The sequence below is a fragment of the Amycolatopsis sp. NPDC114503 genome, from assembly GCF_055633655.1.
In genome coordinates this window covers 334377-348325 of the sequence record NZ_JBVKDT010000008.1, presented here as the reverse complement: position 1 = coordinate 348325, position 13949 = coordinate 334377, and the positions used below count along the sequence as shown (strand labels likewise).

Here is a 13949-nt window from a genome sequence, read left to right as displayed (position 1 = left end):
AGGATCCGTCGGCATGGACCCACTGCCGATCGCGAGACTCCAGTTCGCGACTACCACCTCGCTTCACTTCCTGTTTGTGCTGCTCACCTTGGGTTTGGTGACCATGGTGGCGATCATGCAGACCCGCGCGACCCTCCGCGGCGACGACCAGTCGCACCGGATGACCGCGTTCTGGGGCCGCCTGTACGTGGTCAACTACGCGCTCGGAATCGTCACCGGAATCGTGATGGAATTCCAGTTCGGGATGACCTGGACCGGACTGTCCGCGTTCGCCGGGGACGTTTTCGGCGCGCCGCTCGCGATCGAGACGCTGGTGGCGTTCTTCCTGGAATCGACGTTCCTCGGATTGTGGATCTTCGGCCGCGGCCGGATGAACAAGTGGCTGCATCTCGCGGTGCTGTGGCTGGTCGCGCTGACCGCGTACGCCTCGGCGCTGTTCATCATGGTCGCCAACTCCTTCCTGCAGAACCCGGTGGGTTCGCGGATGGAGAACGGCGTGCTGCGCCTGGACGACTTCGGCGCGCTGTTCACCAATCCGGCATTGGTCGCGTCGCTGCCGCACGTCATCGGGGCCGCGCTGCTGACCGGCGGGTTCTTCGTGACCGGGGTCAGCGCGTACCACTTTCTCAAGCGCACCAGCGAGATCGACTTCTTCCGCCGGTCGCTGCGCATCGGCGTCGTGACGTCGCTGATCGGCAGCGTGCTTACGATCAACCAGGGCTTCGAGCAGTTCGGCGAGCTGGCCGGCTACCAGCAGGGGAAGCTCCGCGAAGCCGCCGTCGGCCTGCCGCTCGGCCTCATGATCATGATCGGGTTCGCCGCACTGGCCTGCTCGCTGATCGGCACCCTGCTGTTGTTCCGCGGTCTGCTCTTCCGCGCGCGGCTCCTGCACTATCTGATGGTTCCCGCGATCGCGCTGCCGTTCGTCGCCGCGATCCTGGGCTGGCTGGTCCGCGAGATCGGCCGTCAGCCGTGGCTCGTGTGGGGCAAGCTGCGCACCGCGGACGCCGTCGCCGGGGTCAGCGGCGGGCAGATCCTGTTCTCCTTCATCGCTTTCACGCTGTTGTTCGTGGTGCTGGCCATCGCCGACTGGGTGCTGCTCGCCCGGATCGCCAAACGCGGCCCGGCTGTCGCGGCGGTGGAAACCGAACTTCCCGTCCTGAGTGGAGTGTGACCCGTGGTGACGATCTGGTGGGGTGTGCTCGGTTTGCTGCTGGGCGGCTACTTCGCGCTGGCTGGCTACGACTACGGCGTCGGGATGCTGCTGCCCGCGCTGACCCGCTCGCGTGACGAGTCCGGACAGCGGCGGGTGCTCGGCGCGGTCGGTCCGTTCTTCCTGGCCAACGAGGTGTGGCTGATCGCGGCGGTCGGGGTGTTGTTCGGCGCGTTCCCGCATCTGGAAGGGCGGGTGTTCGCCGGGGCTTACGTATTGGTCGTGGTGTTGCTGCTGGGACTGGTCACGTTCACCGCGGCGGTCCAGCTGCGGAGCCGGCATCCGGAGGGAAACCGGCGCGGGTGGACGTTCGCCATTACCGCGGGTGCGCTGGTCACGGCGATCTCGTGGGGATTGTTCCTCGGCAATCTCGTGCGCGGGCTTCCGCTCGACGCGCAAGGCCGTCCGGTTGACGACGTTCTGGCGCTGTTCAATCCGTACGCGGTGTTGTGGGGGCTCGGGTTTGTCGCGCTGTTCTGCTTGCAGGGGCTGGTTTTCCTCGCGGTGCGCGGTCCGGCGGAGATCGCCGGCCGGGTTCGGCGGTTGACTCGGTCGTTCCTGGCCCCGGTTGGGGTTTTCCTGGTGCTAGCGACGGTCTGGGGCGCTTTCTCGGTTTCCGACGGTTCCTGGGCCGCGCTGGCGGTGGTCGCCATCGCCTTCGCGGCTTACGCCGTAGTCCTTTGTGGACTCAACCGCCCACGGTTGGCACTTCCCGCCGTGATGCTTCTGAGCGCCTGCCCGGCGTTGCTGGTCGGCGTGCTGCGCTTCCCGGTCGTCCTGTCCTCCGCGAGGGGCTACCAGCTGACCGTCGATCAGGCCGCCACCACACCGGACATGGCCGCGGTGATCGGCTGGTTCGCCGCGCCCGCGCTTCTCGTATTGATCACCGTGCAGTGGCTGACCTGGCGGGCACATCGGCGTCCGGTCGACGAGAAATCGTTGCTGCACTTCTGAAGGAGTCTCGCCATGCCTGCTCTGCCTGGTCTCCGCGGTTACCTCGCGGCGCTCGCCGTACCGGGGATCGTCACCGCTGTCACCGTGCTCGTCCAGGCGGACGGGCTGGCGACCCTGCTCACTGGCGGCTGCGTTTCGGTCGTACTGGTCGTCGCCGTCGGAGCGCGAATCCTTCTCGCCGTCGGGCAAGGCCTGCTCACCAGCCGTTTCACAGCTTCGGCGCAAGCAGGTCTGCGTCGCCGATTACTCGACGCCACCGGCGATCCCGGCGCGACCGCCACGCGAATCACCAAAGGCGTCGATGCCACCGCAACCTACCTCACCGGCTACCTGCCCGCGATGATCCTGTCGGTGCTGGTTCCGATCGCTGTACTGGCAAGGCTTTTCACCGCTGATCTGACCTCCGCATTGCTCGTGACTGCCACTGTTCCGTTGATCCCGGTCTTCGGCGCGCTAATCGGAGCGCACACCAGAGCACGTACTCAATGGACACTCCTGACCAGGCTGGGCGGACATTTCCTCGACGTCGTCCGAGGTTTGCCGACACTCAAGCTGTTCGGCCGCGCGCAAGCCCAGACCCGCATCGTGCGCGAGATGGCCGACGCACACGCCGACGCCACTATCCGGACACTGAAAGTCGCCTTTCTTTCCGCACTGGTTCTCGAACTCGTCGCCACCTTGTCGATCGCCCTCGTCGCAGTACCGATCGGATTCCGGCTGCTGTCCGGTTCGATGACCGCGCACACCGCGATGCTGATCCTCGTCCTCGCTCCCGAGGCGTACCTGCCACTGCGTGCCGCCGGAGCGAAGTTCCACGCCGCCACCGAAGGACTCACCGCCCTGAAGGAAATCCTCGACGTACCAACCGCTGTCCGCCGATCCGGCACCCAAGCACGCCGTCTCGGCCCGCCGGAAGTGGTGTTCGATCGCGTCTCCGTGCATTACGGCGAGACCTGCGCACTGTCCGAAGTAGACCTCAAGATCCACCCCGGCGAACATCTCGCGCTAGTCGGACCGAGCGGCTCCGGCAAGTCCACCCTGCTCGCGGTACTGCTGGGTTTCGTCGAGCCGACGTCCGGCCGGATCTTGATCGACGGCGTCGACCTGCGCGCCATCGACCATTCCTCCTGGCTGCGCGACACCGCGTGGCTGCCGCAACGTCCGACCCTGTTTCGCGGCACTCTCAAGGAAAACACCGGCGGACGTCGGGTCGACGACATCGTGACCGATCTCCCCGACGGCTACGCGACACAGATCGGCGAACTGGGCGCCGGACTGTCCGCTGGGCAACGCCAACGCGTCGGCCTGGCCCGTACCTTGTCCCGCACTGACGCCGGACTGGTCCTGCTGGACGAACCCACCGCCCGCCTCGACGCGCGCACCGAAGCAACCGTGCTGGCAGGCGCGCGGGAACTGTTGCCCGGACGCACCGCGGTCCTGGTCGCGCACCGACCGGCGCTGGCCGCGCTCGCGTCGCGGACAGTCGAGCTCAACCATGGGGTGACAGTATGAAACTCGTCCGCGCGACGCTGCTCGCCGTCGGAGCCGAACTCGCCGGGCTCGGATTGACCGGCACCGCGGCGTGGCTGCTCATGCGCGCCGCCGAACAACCTCCGCTCGCCGCGCTCACGCTCGCGATCGTCGCCGTGCGGGTTTTCGCACTGGCCCGCGGCGGACTCCGGTACGCCGAACGCCTTGCCGGACATGACGTTGTCCTCCGCTACCTCGGCGGCCTGCGGACGCGGGTTTACCAGGCGCTCCTCCCCCGCCGCGTCGCCGAACACTCCGGCGCGGATCTGGTCACGCGCCTGGTGTCCGATGTGGACGCTGTGCAGGACGCCGTCCTCCGGCTCGCGCTACCGGCCGTCGTCGCGGGAACCGTCGGTCTCGCAGTGGTTGTTTTCGCCGGACTGGTAAGCCTTCCGCTCGCCGGGATTGTCCTCATCGGACTGCTCGCGACAGGACTCCTGATGTTTCCCAGAGGAAAAACACCCGAGAGGCGGCAAGAACTCGCCGAGCGCACCGTAGAACTCGTCCTCGGCCGCGACGAACTGATCGCCTACGGCTGGGAGCAACGCGAGAAGGACCGCGCCACCAAGGTGATCCAGGAACTAGCCGCGGATACCCGCCGCACCGGCCGCCGCCTAGCCCTGGTCACCACCGCCGGAACAGCCGTGCAATTCGCGACCACCGCCGCAGTCGCATTGCTCAGCCCAGCAAGCATTCCGGTCACCGCTGCCCTCACCCTGACCACGATGGCACTGTTCGAGTTGGTCCTGCCGCTGCTCACCGCCGCCGAACGAATCCCCGAAATCCGGGCGTCGCTGAGCCGAGTACGCGCCGTCCTCGCCGCCCCAGCACCTGCCCCGGAACCCACCCCGGGCCCAGGGCATCTCCGGCTGACCAACGTCGGCGTGCACCATCTCGGCCGCCGCGCCGCGCTCGAAGGCATCGATCTCGACCTGCCGCCCGGCACCCGGTTGGGCATCCTCGGCCCGTCCGGAGCAGGCAAAACGACCCTGCTGCACATCCTGCTCGGTTTCGTCTCCCCTACGTCCGGCACGATCGCCGTCGACGGCCGACCCGTGGCCGGACCACACCCCGCGGTCATTTCCGGAGCCCTTTCCGACGCGCACGTCTTCGCCACGACCGTCCGCGAAAACCTGCTGCTCGCCAACCCGGAAGCCACCGACGACGACCTGCGCGCCGCCTGCGAAACCGCGGGCTTCGACCTCCCGCTGGACCGAGACACCGGCCAAGACGGCGACGCGCTCTCCGGCGGTCAACGCCAGCGGCTGATCCTCGCCCGCGCCGTACTCGCCGCCCCGCCGGTCCTGGTCCTCGACGAACCGGTGGAAGGCCTCGACCCCGCGCACGGCGACGAAGTCCTGTCGCGGGTTCTCGCGCAGGCGAAGGGAACCGTCGTGCTGGTGACGCACCGGCCGGAGCACGTAATCGGGTTCGACCAGGTCCTCACCCTGGAAGACGGCCGGCCAGCAGCTCAGCCCGCCACGCTCACCGTTGGCGGGTGAGCTGAATCGGCGGGTCCATCGGATCGAGGCGGAATTGGTCCCTCGCGTCGACATGCGGCTGCGATTCCGGCGAACCCCGGAAAAGCGCGATCACGACATTGGTGAGCCGGACCCGTCCGCCGCCGAGATGAGTGATCCCCTTCGGCGCGTCGAGCCCGGCCAGCCACTCGGCCTGCACCGGGTCCATCGTGGCGGTGTAAGTCCCGGTCCGGCCGGCGCGGACTTCGCGGGCCGCCAGCACGTCTCCCCACCGGGCAAGCGAGAGGATCTCGTCGATCGACAGTCGGAGCACGTCGTTTCCCCCGTGGTCCAGCGGCTTGTAGCCGGCCCGGCGGGCCAGTCCCCCGCGCCAGTAGCTGTCGTCGTCGCCGGGCACGCTGCGGTAGACCGTCTGCCACGCGGGGCGCCCCGTGAAAGGATGCGGAGCCAGTTCGGCCCAGCCGACCGGGAACCCGTCCCGGCTGCCGTCGTCGGCGAAGACCCGCACGGTCTTCCGATCCGGCTGCCGAGCGAGCAGATTACGCCGTTTCAGCCGGGTCAAGGTGCCGATATCCAGGTGGTCTTTGAACACGTCCATCGCCCCCGCGAGTCGAAACGGATCGGCCCCGGAACGTAGCGCGCGTCGATGACATCTCGATGAAGAGCCCGCACTCTGTCCGATGTGGACAGACGTCACGGCTGCCGGGCCGCCAGCACCTCCCGCATCGGCGGCCGGTCCACCACCGGCACCTCCGTCACGTCCGGCACCCACTCCCCGGACACCTGCACGAACTGCGTGAACCGCGCCGCCTCCGCGCTCGGCATCCCGCAGCGGGCCAAAGCCGTGCCGAGGATCTGCCGGGCCATCACCCCGAGCTGCAGCAGCGACCGGTTGCGGTGTTTGCGCACGCCGAGGTTGACCTGCGCCAAGCCGTCGAGACCGTAGCGCTCCTCGGCGTCCAGCAGCAGGCCGATCTCCACGCCGTACCCGCCGGCGAACGGCACCGACTCCAGGAACTCGCGCGTGCCCGCGTACTCGCCGCCCAGCGGCTGCACCAGTTCGCCCAGCGCCGGACGCAGCGCGGACAGCACCGGTCGCGCCAGCAGTTCCGTGACACGTCCGCCGCCGGTGCTCTCCAGGCGCAGCGGGCGGCGGTAGAAGCCCTTGACCAGATGCACGCCGTCCTCGGTGAGCAGCGGGCCGAGCAGCGACGGCACGAACGCCGGGTCCGGGTCGACCAGGTCGGAGTCGAGGAACACCACCACGTCGCCGTTCGTCGCGGCGAGCGAGCGCCACAGCACCTCGCCCTTGCCGGGGCGCGGCGTCAGCTCCGGCAAGACGTCCTCGCGGCGCACCACGCGAGCCCCGGCGGCCGCGGCGACCTCGACGGTAGCGTCCGTGGAACCGGAGTCGACGACCACCAGCTCGTCGACGACCCCGCCGAGCAGCGGGCGCACCGACGCGACCACCGCGGCGACCGTCTCCTCCTCGTCCAGCGCCGGCAGCACGACCGACACCGTCCGGCCGCGTTTGGCGGCGAGGATGTCCGCGGCGCTCCACCCGGGCTCCTGCCAGGTGCGACGGTGAAACCAGCTCATGGAGGCGATCGTGCCATGCTGGAACCGGTGCCCGATCCTCCGGAGGGAGAACCCTTGCTGTCGCTGCTCGTCCGTTTCGTGCTCGGACCGCTGGTCCGAGCGCTTTACCGACCCCGGGTCGAGGGCGTGGAGAACATTCCCGAGGACGGCCCGGTCCTGCTCGCCTCCAACCACCGGGCGGCGCTGGACACCGGTGTGATCACGTTCACCACCCCGCGGCAGGTCCGGTTCCTCGGCAAGGCCGAGTACTTCACCGGCAAGGGCATCAAGGGCCGGTTCATCGCGAAATCGCTCGACGCGCTCGGGTACATCCCGGTCGAACGCGGCAACGCCCAGGCCGGGCTCGCCGCGCTCGAAGCGGGCCGCAAGGTGCTCACCGACGGCGGCGTCTTCGCGATCTACCCGGAGGGCACCCGCTCGCTCGACGGACGGCTGCACCGCGGGCACACCGGCGTCGCCGCGCTCGCGCTGTCCACCGGAGCGAAGGTGGTTCCTGTCGCGCTGTACGGCACCGAGGGCATTCAGCCGAACGGCGCGAAAATCCCGCGGCCCGCCAAGATCCGGGTCCGGTTCGGCGAACCGCTGGACTTCTCGCGGTACGAGGGCCAGGACTCGTCCTCGGCGATCCGCCGCTCGGTGACCGACGAGATCATGTACGCCATTCTCGAGCTGTCCGGACAGGAATACGTCGACACCTATCACAAACGGCCGGACGAAAAAGCGTCGTGACGCGTTATCCGATCGAGCGGCCCAGGATGTCGATCAGCTTTTCCGCGTCGGAGGCGACGCTGATCAGCTCCCGGGTCTCCGGCCGCAGGAATCCCTTCTCCAGCATCTGATCGGCGAACGCCACCAGCGGCGAGTAATACCCGGCCACGTCGAGCAGTCCGATCGGCTTGCGGTGAATGCCGAGCTGCGCCCACGTCCACACCTCGAACAATTCCTCGAGGGTGCCGACGCCGCCGGGCAACGCGACGAAAGCGTCCGACAGCGCGGCCATTTTCGCCTTGCGCTGGTGCATGTCGGCGACCACGTGCAATTCGGTGAGACCGCCGTGCGCGATTTCCACGTTCGACAGCACTTCCGGGATCACGCCGATCACTTCGCCGCCCGCGGCGAGCGCGGCATTGGCCACCACGCCCATGGTGCCGACGCTCGCGCCGCCGTAGACGAGGCCGATTCCCCGCTGCGCCAGCAGCTTTCCGACGCCGGCCGCCGCTTCGGCGTACTCCGGCGAGAACCCCTGCGCCGAACCGCAGAACACACAGATCCGCATCAGTGCGTGTCCTCCCAAGCCTGGTAAGAATCCTGCACGACGCGCACCGCGTCGTCGATGTCGTCGGTCAGGTGCAGCAGGTTCAGGTCTTTCTCGCCGATTTTCCCGCCGCCCAGCACCGATTTCGCGATCCAGTCGTACAGCCCGCCCCAGTATTCGGTGCCGAACAGCACCACCGGGAACTTCGTCACCTTTTTGGTCTGGACCAGCGTGAGCGCCTCGAACAGTTCGTCGAGCGTGCCGAATCCGCCGGGAAGGCAGATGAACGCCTGCGAGTACTTGACGAACATGGTCTTGCGCGCGAAGAAATAGCGGAAGTTCACGCCGAGGTCGACCCACGGGTTCAGGCCCTGCTCGAACGGCAGCTCGATGCCCAGCCCGACGGAGAACCCGCCCGCCTCGTTCGCGCCGCGGTTCACCGCTTCCATCGCGCCCGGGCCGCCACCGGTCATCACCGCGAACCCGGCGTCGGCGAGCGCGGCGCCGATCTTGCGGCCCAGTTCGTACTCCGGGTTGTCGCGCTTGGTGCGAGCCGAGCCGAACACGGTCACCGCGCGCGGAACCTCGGCAAGCGCGCCGAACCCCTCGACGAACTCGGCCTGGATGCGCAGCACGCGCCACGGGTCGGTGTGCACCCAGTCGCTCGGCCCCCGCGAATCGAGCAGCCGCTGGTCGGTGGTGCTGCCCTGATCGCGCCGATCGCGCCGGAGCACCACCGGGCCCTTGTGCCGCTCCACCGGACGTTCGGGGTACTGGCCGTCGGGAAATTCAGACTGTTCGCTCACCAGCCAAGCCTACGGGCCGATCGGGCGCGGCGGGCGCCCGCGTAGGCACCGGAGCGTGACGGGTCGGTTGCCCGCGGCTGAACGCCGGAAAGCGGACCACCAGCGGGTTCCGGTCCTCCTACCAACGGCCGGTTGTCGGCAACTACCGACGAAAGTCGCCCGGCCCGTCCCGAATCGGCGTTTTCCCTGCTACGAGGCCACCTGAGGGGAATCGTCCTGATCGCCCGAGGGGTCCCGCTGGTCCGTTCAGCGCATTGACCGCCCCCGTGAGCGCTTTTTTACTCACGGTGTCCGCGGCCTGATCAGCCCAGCTCAACGCGTTGCGCTTTTCCCCATCGTGTACCCCGAAAGGACTGTCGATGACGTCCAGAAGAGGGCTCGCTACCGGCATCGCAAGTGTCGCCGGTCTCGCCCTTTCCCTGCTCGCGCTGCCGGTGATCCCGGCATCCGCGGCCCCCGCCCACCCCACCGCTGACCCGCAGGCGACCGCGATCGCGGCCGCCGACCGGGCCGCCGCCGCAGGCGCGGTCGGGCTCCGCAAGAGCTCGTCCGAAAGCCTGCACCGCGTCAGCACCACCCTGGGCGACGCCGGGCTGTATTACAACTCCTACGAGCGCACCTACGACGGCCTGCGGGTCGTCGGCGGGGATGCGGTGATCGTCGCCGACGGAGCGGGTCGCGTGCGCGGCACCGACTCCGCGGACGGCGCGGCGATCACCGTGGGCACCACGCCCACTGTCGACGCGGCGCGCGCGGCTTCGGTCGCCCGCGGTCAGCTGCCGACCGTGAGCACGGTGAGCAAGCCTGATCTGGTCGTTCTCGGCGGCGCACAGCCGAAGCTGGCCTACGAGGTCGTCGTCAAGGGCCGCACCGCGAAGGCCCCGAGCAACCTGCACGTCTTCGTCGACGCCGCCACCGGCAAGGTCCTCGACCAGCGCGACGACGTTAAGGCCGAGAGCCCGGCGAAGACCGGCTCGAACGCCGCCGCGCCGATGGTCGCGGGCACCGGAAACAGCTACTACGCCGGCAAGGTCAGCATCGACACGAGCGGCTCCGGCAGCTCGTACTCCATGCGCGACACGACCCGCCCCGGCATCAGCTGCGGCCGCGAGGGCGGCTCGGTGTTCACCAAGTCGACCAACAGCTGGGGCAACGGGTCCGGCACGGACCTCGAAACCGGCTGCGTCGACGTGCTCTACACGGTGCAGACCGAGTGGAACATGCTCAAGGACTGGCTGGGCCGCAGCGGAATCGACGGCAACGGCAACGGTTTCCCGGCGTCGGTCGGCCTGAACGACGTCAACGCCTACTGGGACGGTTCGTCCACCCACTTCGGGCACTCGCAGGACAACCAGCGCCAGGCGACGACGATGGACGTGGCCGGCCACGAGTTCGGCCACGGCATCTTCCAGAACACGCCGGGCGGCGCGGGTTCGGGCAACGAGAACGGCGGGCTCAACGAGTCCACCGGCGACATTTTCGGCGCGCTGACCGAGTTCTACGCGAACAACCCGGTCGACACCCCGGACTTCACCGTCGGCGAGGGCGTGAACCTGGTCGGCAACGGCCCGATCCGCTACATGTACGACCCGAGCCGGGTCGGCGACCCGAACTGCTACTCGTCGTCGATCCCGAACACCGAGGTGCACGCCGCCGCGGGCCCGCAGAACCACTGGTTCTACCTGCTCTCCGAAGGCACCTCGCCGACGGACGGCCAGCCGACGAGCCCGACCTGCAACAACAGCAGCCTCACCGGCATCGGCATTCAGAAGGCCGGCAAGATCTTCTACAACGGCCTGCTGCACAAGACCTCGTCCTGGAACCACAAGGCGGCCCGCAAGGCCACCCTGCAGGCGGCGGTCGACCTGTTCCCGGGCAGCTGCACCGAGTTCAACGCCACCAAGGCGGCGTGGGACGCGGTTTCGGTCGGCGCGGTCTCCGGTGAGGCCACCTGCACCGGCAACCCGCCGGCGGGCAACGACTTCTCGGTCAGCCTTTCGCCCTCGACCGCGACTGTCCAGCCTGGACAGTCGGCCACGTCGACGGTGACCACCAAGATCACCAACGGCAACGCGCAGTCGGTGAAGCTGACCGCGAGCGGCCTGCCCTCGGGCGCGACCGCGACGTTCAACCCGGCCACCGTGCAGTCCGGCGGCACCGCGACCCTGACGATCGCCACCACGGCGAGCACCGCCAACGGCACCAGCAAGGTCACGATCACCGCCACCGGCGCGAACGCCACCCACACCGCCGACTTCACGCTCACCGTGGGCTCCGGCAACCCGGGCGGCTGCGGCGGCGTGGCAGCGTGGGACTCGAACGGTTTCTACGGCCCCGGCGACGTGGTTTCGTACAAGAACCACAAGTGGACCTCGACGTGGTACTCCGTCGGCGCTGAGCCGGGTGCGCCCGGTTCCTGGGCCGTCTGGACCGACAGCGGGGCCTGCTGACGCAGTAAGCACTCCCTAGTCCCCCCAAGACCAGCCGGGCACGGCGCTTCGTGCCCGGCTGGTCTCTGTTCGGGCTTGTCCAGACCACCAGCCCTGAATTTGTCTAGACCATACGATCGGGGGTAGGCATCCCCCGGCCCGCCGCTTACCGTTGCGGCAACACCGTTATCGGGGACGGGAGCCGTGATGTTCGAACGGAAATCGCGCTGGTTCGGGACCGCCGTGGCGGCCCTGCTCGCACTGCCGCTAGCGGGAGTCGCCCCCGCCTCAGCGGCCGCCGCGCCGCAATCGGACACCTGCGCGGTAAAACCGAGACCGTCCGGTTCGGTGCTGCAAGGCTACTGGGAAAACTGGGACGGAGCCTCGAACGGCGTCCACCCCGGCATGGGCTGGGTCCCGATCAACGACCCCAGCATGGCCGCACACGGCTACAACGTGATTAATGCTGCCTTCCCGGTGATCCTCTCCGACGGCACCGTGCAATGGGAAGACGGCATGGACGCCACCGTCAAGGTCTCCACTCCCGCTGAGATGTGCGCCGCCAAAGACGCAGGCGCCACCATCCTGATGTCGATCGGCGGCGCAGCAGCAGGCATCGACCTGTCGTCCAGCTCGGTCGCCGACAAGTTCGTCAGCACCATCGTGCCGATCCTGAAGAAGTACAACTTCGACGGAATCGACATCGACATCGAAACGGGCTTGTCCAGCAGCGGCGACATCAATTCGCTGTCCCCCTCGCAGCAAAACCTGGAACGCATCATCGACGGCGTGCTGTCCCAAATGCCCTCCGGCTTCGGCCTGACCATGGCACCGGAAACGGCGTACGTCACCGGCGGCTCGGTCACCTACGGCTCGATCTGGGGCGCATACCTGCCGATCATCAAGAAGTACGCCGACAACGGCCAGCTGTGGTGGCTGAACATGCAGTACTACAACGGCTCCATGTACGGCTGCTCCGGCGACAGCTACGAAGCCGGAACGGTACAAGGATTCACCGTGCAGACCCAGTGCCTGGACAAGGGCCTCACCGTACAAGGCACCACCATCCAGGTGCCGCTGGAAAAGCAGGTCCCCGGCCTCCCCGCCCAACCAGGAGCAGGCGGCGGCTACATGGACCCCGGCCTGGTCTCCCAGGCCTACCAAAGCGTCCCCGGCCTCAAAGGCCTCATGGACTGGTCAATCAACTGGGACGGCTCAAGGGGTTGGACCTTCGGCGACAACGTCAAATCGCTGCAAGGCCGCTAAAACCGCTGTGGGCCGGGGTGCTGCGCAAAGCGCCGCCCCGGCCTCAGCTCACAAAAAAACGGGCCGCCAGGACACTCCCCCAGCAGCCCTCCCCCCAAACCAGCCTCCGTGAGGGGACCCCTGAAGGAATCTGATTCCCCCAGGGTTCCCCTCACAGCCCTAAAACCGCACCCACGCCCCCAAACCAGCGAGGCACCCAGCCCCTCCCCCGCACCCCGATACGAAGCCTCCCTGCACAATCAAGCTTCGGGGTGCCCCACGCAAGCGATCGGGCGCAATGTCGCCCCCAGGCGACGAGCCGCCCCTCAGCTAAGGAACCGCCTCAAAACCTCCGCCACCCCCCGAATCTCCCCCACCCGAACATTCTCCTGCTGAGTATGCGCCAAAGTAGGATCCCCAGGCCCGAAATTCACCGCAGGCATCCCCAACGCGGCAAACCGAGCCACATCCGTCCACCCCAACTTCGCCGCAGCCTTCCCCCCAGCCGCCGCCACCAACTCCGCCGCAGCAGGCGCCGACAACCCCGGCAACGCCCCAGGCGACATATCCACCAACGTCACATCAAACCCGTCAAAAACCTCACGCACATGAGCCTCAGCCTCCCCCGCCCCCCGATCCGGCGCAAACCGATGATTCACCGTCAACACAGCCGAATCCGGCACCACATTCCCAGCCACCCCACCGGAAATCGCAGTAGCCTGCAACCCTTCCCGATAAGTCAGCCCATCAATCTCCACCACCCGCGGCGCATAAGACTCCAACCGCCGCAACGGCTCCCCCAACGCATGAATTGCGTTGACCCCCATCCAAGCCCGAGCCGTATGCGCCCGAACCCCAGACGTCCGAACCTCAACCCGCAACGTCCCCTGACACCCAGCCTCAATCACCCCATTGGACGGCTCCCCCACAATGGCCAGATCAGCAACGAGCCACCCCGGCAACTCCCGCTCAATCCGCCCAAGCCCATTCCGAACAGCCTCAACCTCTTCGTTGTCATAAAACACAAACGTCACATCGTGCCGAGGCTCCGGCAAGGTCGCGGCGAGATGCAAGAACACCGCATCCCCACCCTTCATATCCACCGACCCCAGCCCGTGCAACACCTCGTCGTCCCCAGCCCCAGTACGACGAGAAGGCAAATTGGAATTCTCCGGAACAGTATCCAAATGCCCCGCAAGAATCACCCGGGAAGCCCGCCCCAGATTAGTCCGGGCAAGAACAGCATCCCCATTCCGCACAACCTCCAAATGCGGAGCCTGCTCAGCAAGCGCGGCCTGCACCAAGTCCGCGAGCTTCCCCTCCTCCCCGGAGACGCTGAACACATCCACAAGGGCAGCGGTGAGCTCGGCCGGATCGGCGCGCAGGTCAAGGGAGGTCATACCGGCACCGTACCCAGCCAGGACGGGGGCTACCGTG

Annotated in this window: 12 protein-coding genes; 7 read left to right on the top strand and 5 right to left on the bottom strand. The window is 67.8% G+C overall.

Annotated elements, in window-relative coordinates; translation table 11 throughout:
- The first annotated feature begins 13 nt into the window (after positions 1-13).
- From ACZ7OI_RS32570 to cydC, 4 genes are read left to right on the top strand one after another with little or no spacing between them, the layout of a single operon-like run.
- Positions 14-1174 (top strand): cytochrome ubiquinol oxidase subunit I, encoded by a 1161-nt coding sequence (locus tag ACZ7OI_RS32570; RefSeq protein WP_470267911.1) that lies wholly within the window; start codon positions 14-16, stop codon positions 1172-1174.
- A 3-nt stretch (positions 1175-1177) separates the two neighbouring features.
- Positions 1178-2167 (top strand): cytochrome d ubiquinol oxidase subunit II, encoded by a 990-nt coding sequence (locus ACZ7OI_RS32565; protein ID WP_470267910.1) that lies wholly within the window; start codon positions 1178-1180, stop codon positions 2165-2167.
- Between the two features lie 12 nt (positions 2168-2179).
- The gene (gene cydD, locus ACZ7OI_RS32560) at positions 2180-3679 is read left to right on the top strand and encodes a thiol reductant ABC exporter subunit CydD (RefSeq protein WP_470267909.1); all 1500 of its coding nucleotides are present in this window, start codon (positions 2180-2182) and stop codon (positions 3677-3679) included.
- A complete protein-coding gene (gene cydC / locus ACZ7OI_RS32555) occupies positions 3676-5199 on the top strand; it encodes a thiol reductant ABC exporter subunit CydC (protein ID WP_470267908.1) in 1524 nt (507 codons plus the stop codon). Before cydD ends, cydC begins: the two co-directional genes overlap by 4 nt.
- Here cydC and ACZ7OI_RS32550 read toward each other — a convergent pair.
- Together ACZ7OI_RS32550 and ACZ7OI_RS32545 are read right to left on the bottom strand one after the other, a co-directional pair.
- Positions 5183-5776: a hypothetical protein gene (locus ACZ7OI_RS32550; protein ID WP_470267907.1), complete on the bottom strand. Its 594-nt coding sequence runs from the start codon at positions 5774-5776 to the stop codon at positions 5183-5185. The genes cydC and ACZ7OI_RS32550 overlap by 17 nt on opposite strands.
- A 95-nt stretch (positions 5777-5871) precedes the next feature.
- A complete protein-coding gene (locus ACZ7OI_RS32545; RefSeq protein WP_470267906.1) occupies positions 5872-6777 on the bottom strand; it encodes a glucosyl-3-phosphoglycerate synthase in 906 nt (301 codons plus the stop codon).
- Positions 6778-6831: 54 nt separating this feature from the next.
- Between ACZ7OI_RS32545 and ACZ7OI_RS32540 the strand changes: the two genes are divergently transcribed.
- Complete coding sequence (locus ACZ7OI_RS32540) at positions 6832-7506, top strand: lysophospholipid acyltransferase family protein (RefSeq protein ID WP_470268058.1); 675 nt, start codon at positions 6832-6834, stop codon at positions 7504-7506.
- A 4-nt stretch (positions 7507-7510) separates the two neighbouring features.
- On the opposite strand, the gene ACZ7OI_RS32535 is transcribed toward ACZ7OI_RS32540, so the two are convergent.
- The gene (locus tag ACZ7OI_RS32535) at positions 7511-8053 is read right to left on the bottom strand and encodes an LOG family protein (RefSeq protein WP_470267905.1); all 543 of its coding nucleotides are present in this window, start codon (positions 8051-8053) and stop codon (positions 7511-7513) included.
- Positions 8053-8838: an LOG family protein gene (locus ACZ7OI_RS32530; RefSeq protein ID WP_470232187.1), complete on the bottom strand. Its 786-nt coding sequence runs from the start codon at positions 8836-8838 to the stop codon at positions 8053-8055. The genes ACZ7OI_RS32535 and ACZ7OI_RS32530 overlap by 1 nt, the downstream gene beginning before the upstream one ends.
- A 359-nt stretch (positions 8839-9197) precedes the next feature.
- Between ACZ7OI_RS32530 and ACZ7OI_RS32525 the strand changes: the two genes are divergently transcribed.
- Both ACZ7OI_RS32525 and ACZ7OI_RS32520 read left to right on the top strand, forming a co-directional pair.
- The gene (locus ACZ7OI_RS32525; protein WP_470267904.1) at positions 9198-11288 is read left to right on the top strand and encodes a M4 family metallopeptidase; all 2091 of its coding nucleotides are present in this window, start codon (positions 9198-9200) and stop codon (positions 11286-11288) included.
- 186 nt (positions 11289-11474) lie between these two features.
- A complete protein-coding gene (locus ACZ7OI_RS32520) occupies positions 11475-12533 on the top strand; it encodes a chitinase (protein ID WP_470268057.1) in 1059 nt (352 codons plus the stop codon).
- Positions 12534-12838: 305 nt separating this feature from the next.
- Here ACZ7OI_RS32520 and dapE read toward each other — a convergent pair whose 3' ends face one another.
- Positions 12839-13912 (bottom strand): succinyl-diaminopimelate desuccinylase, encoded by a 1074-nt coding sequence (dapE, locus tag ACZ7OI_RS32515; RefSeq protein WP_470267903.1) that lies wholly within the window; start codon positions 13910-13912, stop codon positions 12839-12841.
- Positions 13913-13949: the final 37 nt, after the last annotated feature.

Coding starts and splice junctions, on each gene's coding strand:
- ACZ7OI_RS32535 (WP_470267905.1), bottom strand. CDS start 8,053: ATGCGGATCTGTGTGTTCTGCGGTTCGGCGCAGGGGTTCTCGCCGGAG.
- cydC (WP_470267908.1), top strand. CDS start 3,676: ATGAAACTCGTCCGCGCGACGCTGCTCGCCGTCGGAGCCGAACTCGCC.
- ACZ7OI_RS32520 (WP_470268057.1), top strand. CDS start 11,475: ATGTTCGAACGGAAATCGCGCTGGTTCGGGACCGCCGTGGCGGCCCTG.
- cydD (WP_470267909.1), top strand. CDS start 2,180: ATGCCTGCTCTGCCTGGTCTCCGCGGTTACCTCGCGGCGCTCGCCGTA.
- ACZ7OI_RS32545 (WP_470267906.1), bottom strand. CDS start 6,777: ATGAGCTGGTTTCACCGTCGCACCTGGCAGGAGCCCGGGTGGAGCGCC.
- ACZ7OI_RS32570 (WP_470267911.1), top strand. CDS start 14: ATGGACCCACTGCCGATCGCGAGACTCCAGTTCGCGACTACCACCTCG.
- ACZ7OI_RS32550 (WP_470267907.1), bottom strand. CDS start 5,776: ATGGACGTGTTCAAAGACCACCTGGATATCGGCACCTTGACCCGGCTG.
- ACZ7OI_RS32525 (WP_470267904.1), top strand. CDS start 9,198: ATGACGTCCAGAAGAGGGCTCGCTACCGGCATCGCAAGTGTCGCCGGT.
- dapE (WP_470267903.1), bottom strand. CDS start 13,912: ATGACCTCCCTTGACCTGCGCGCCGATCCGGCCGAGCTCACCGCTGCC.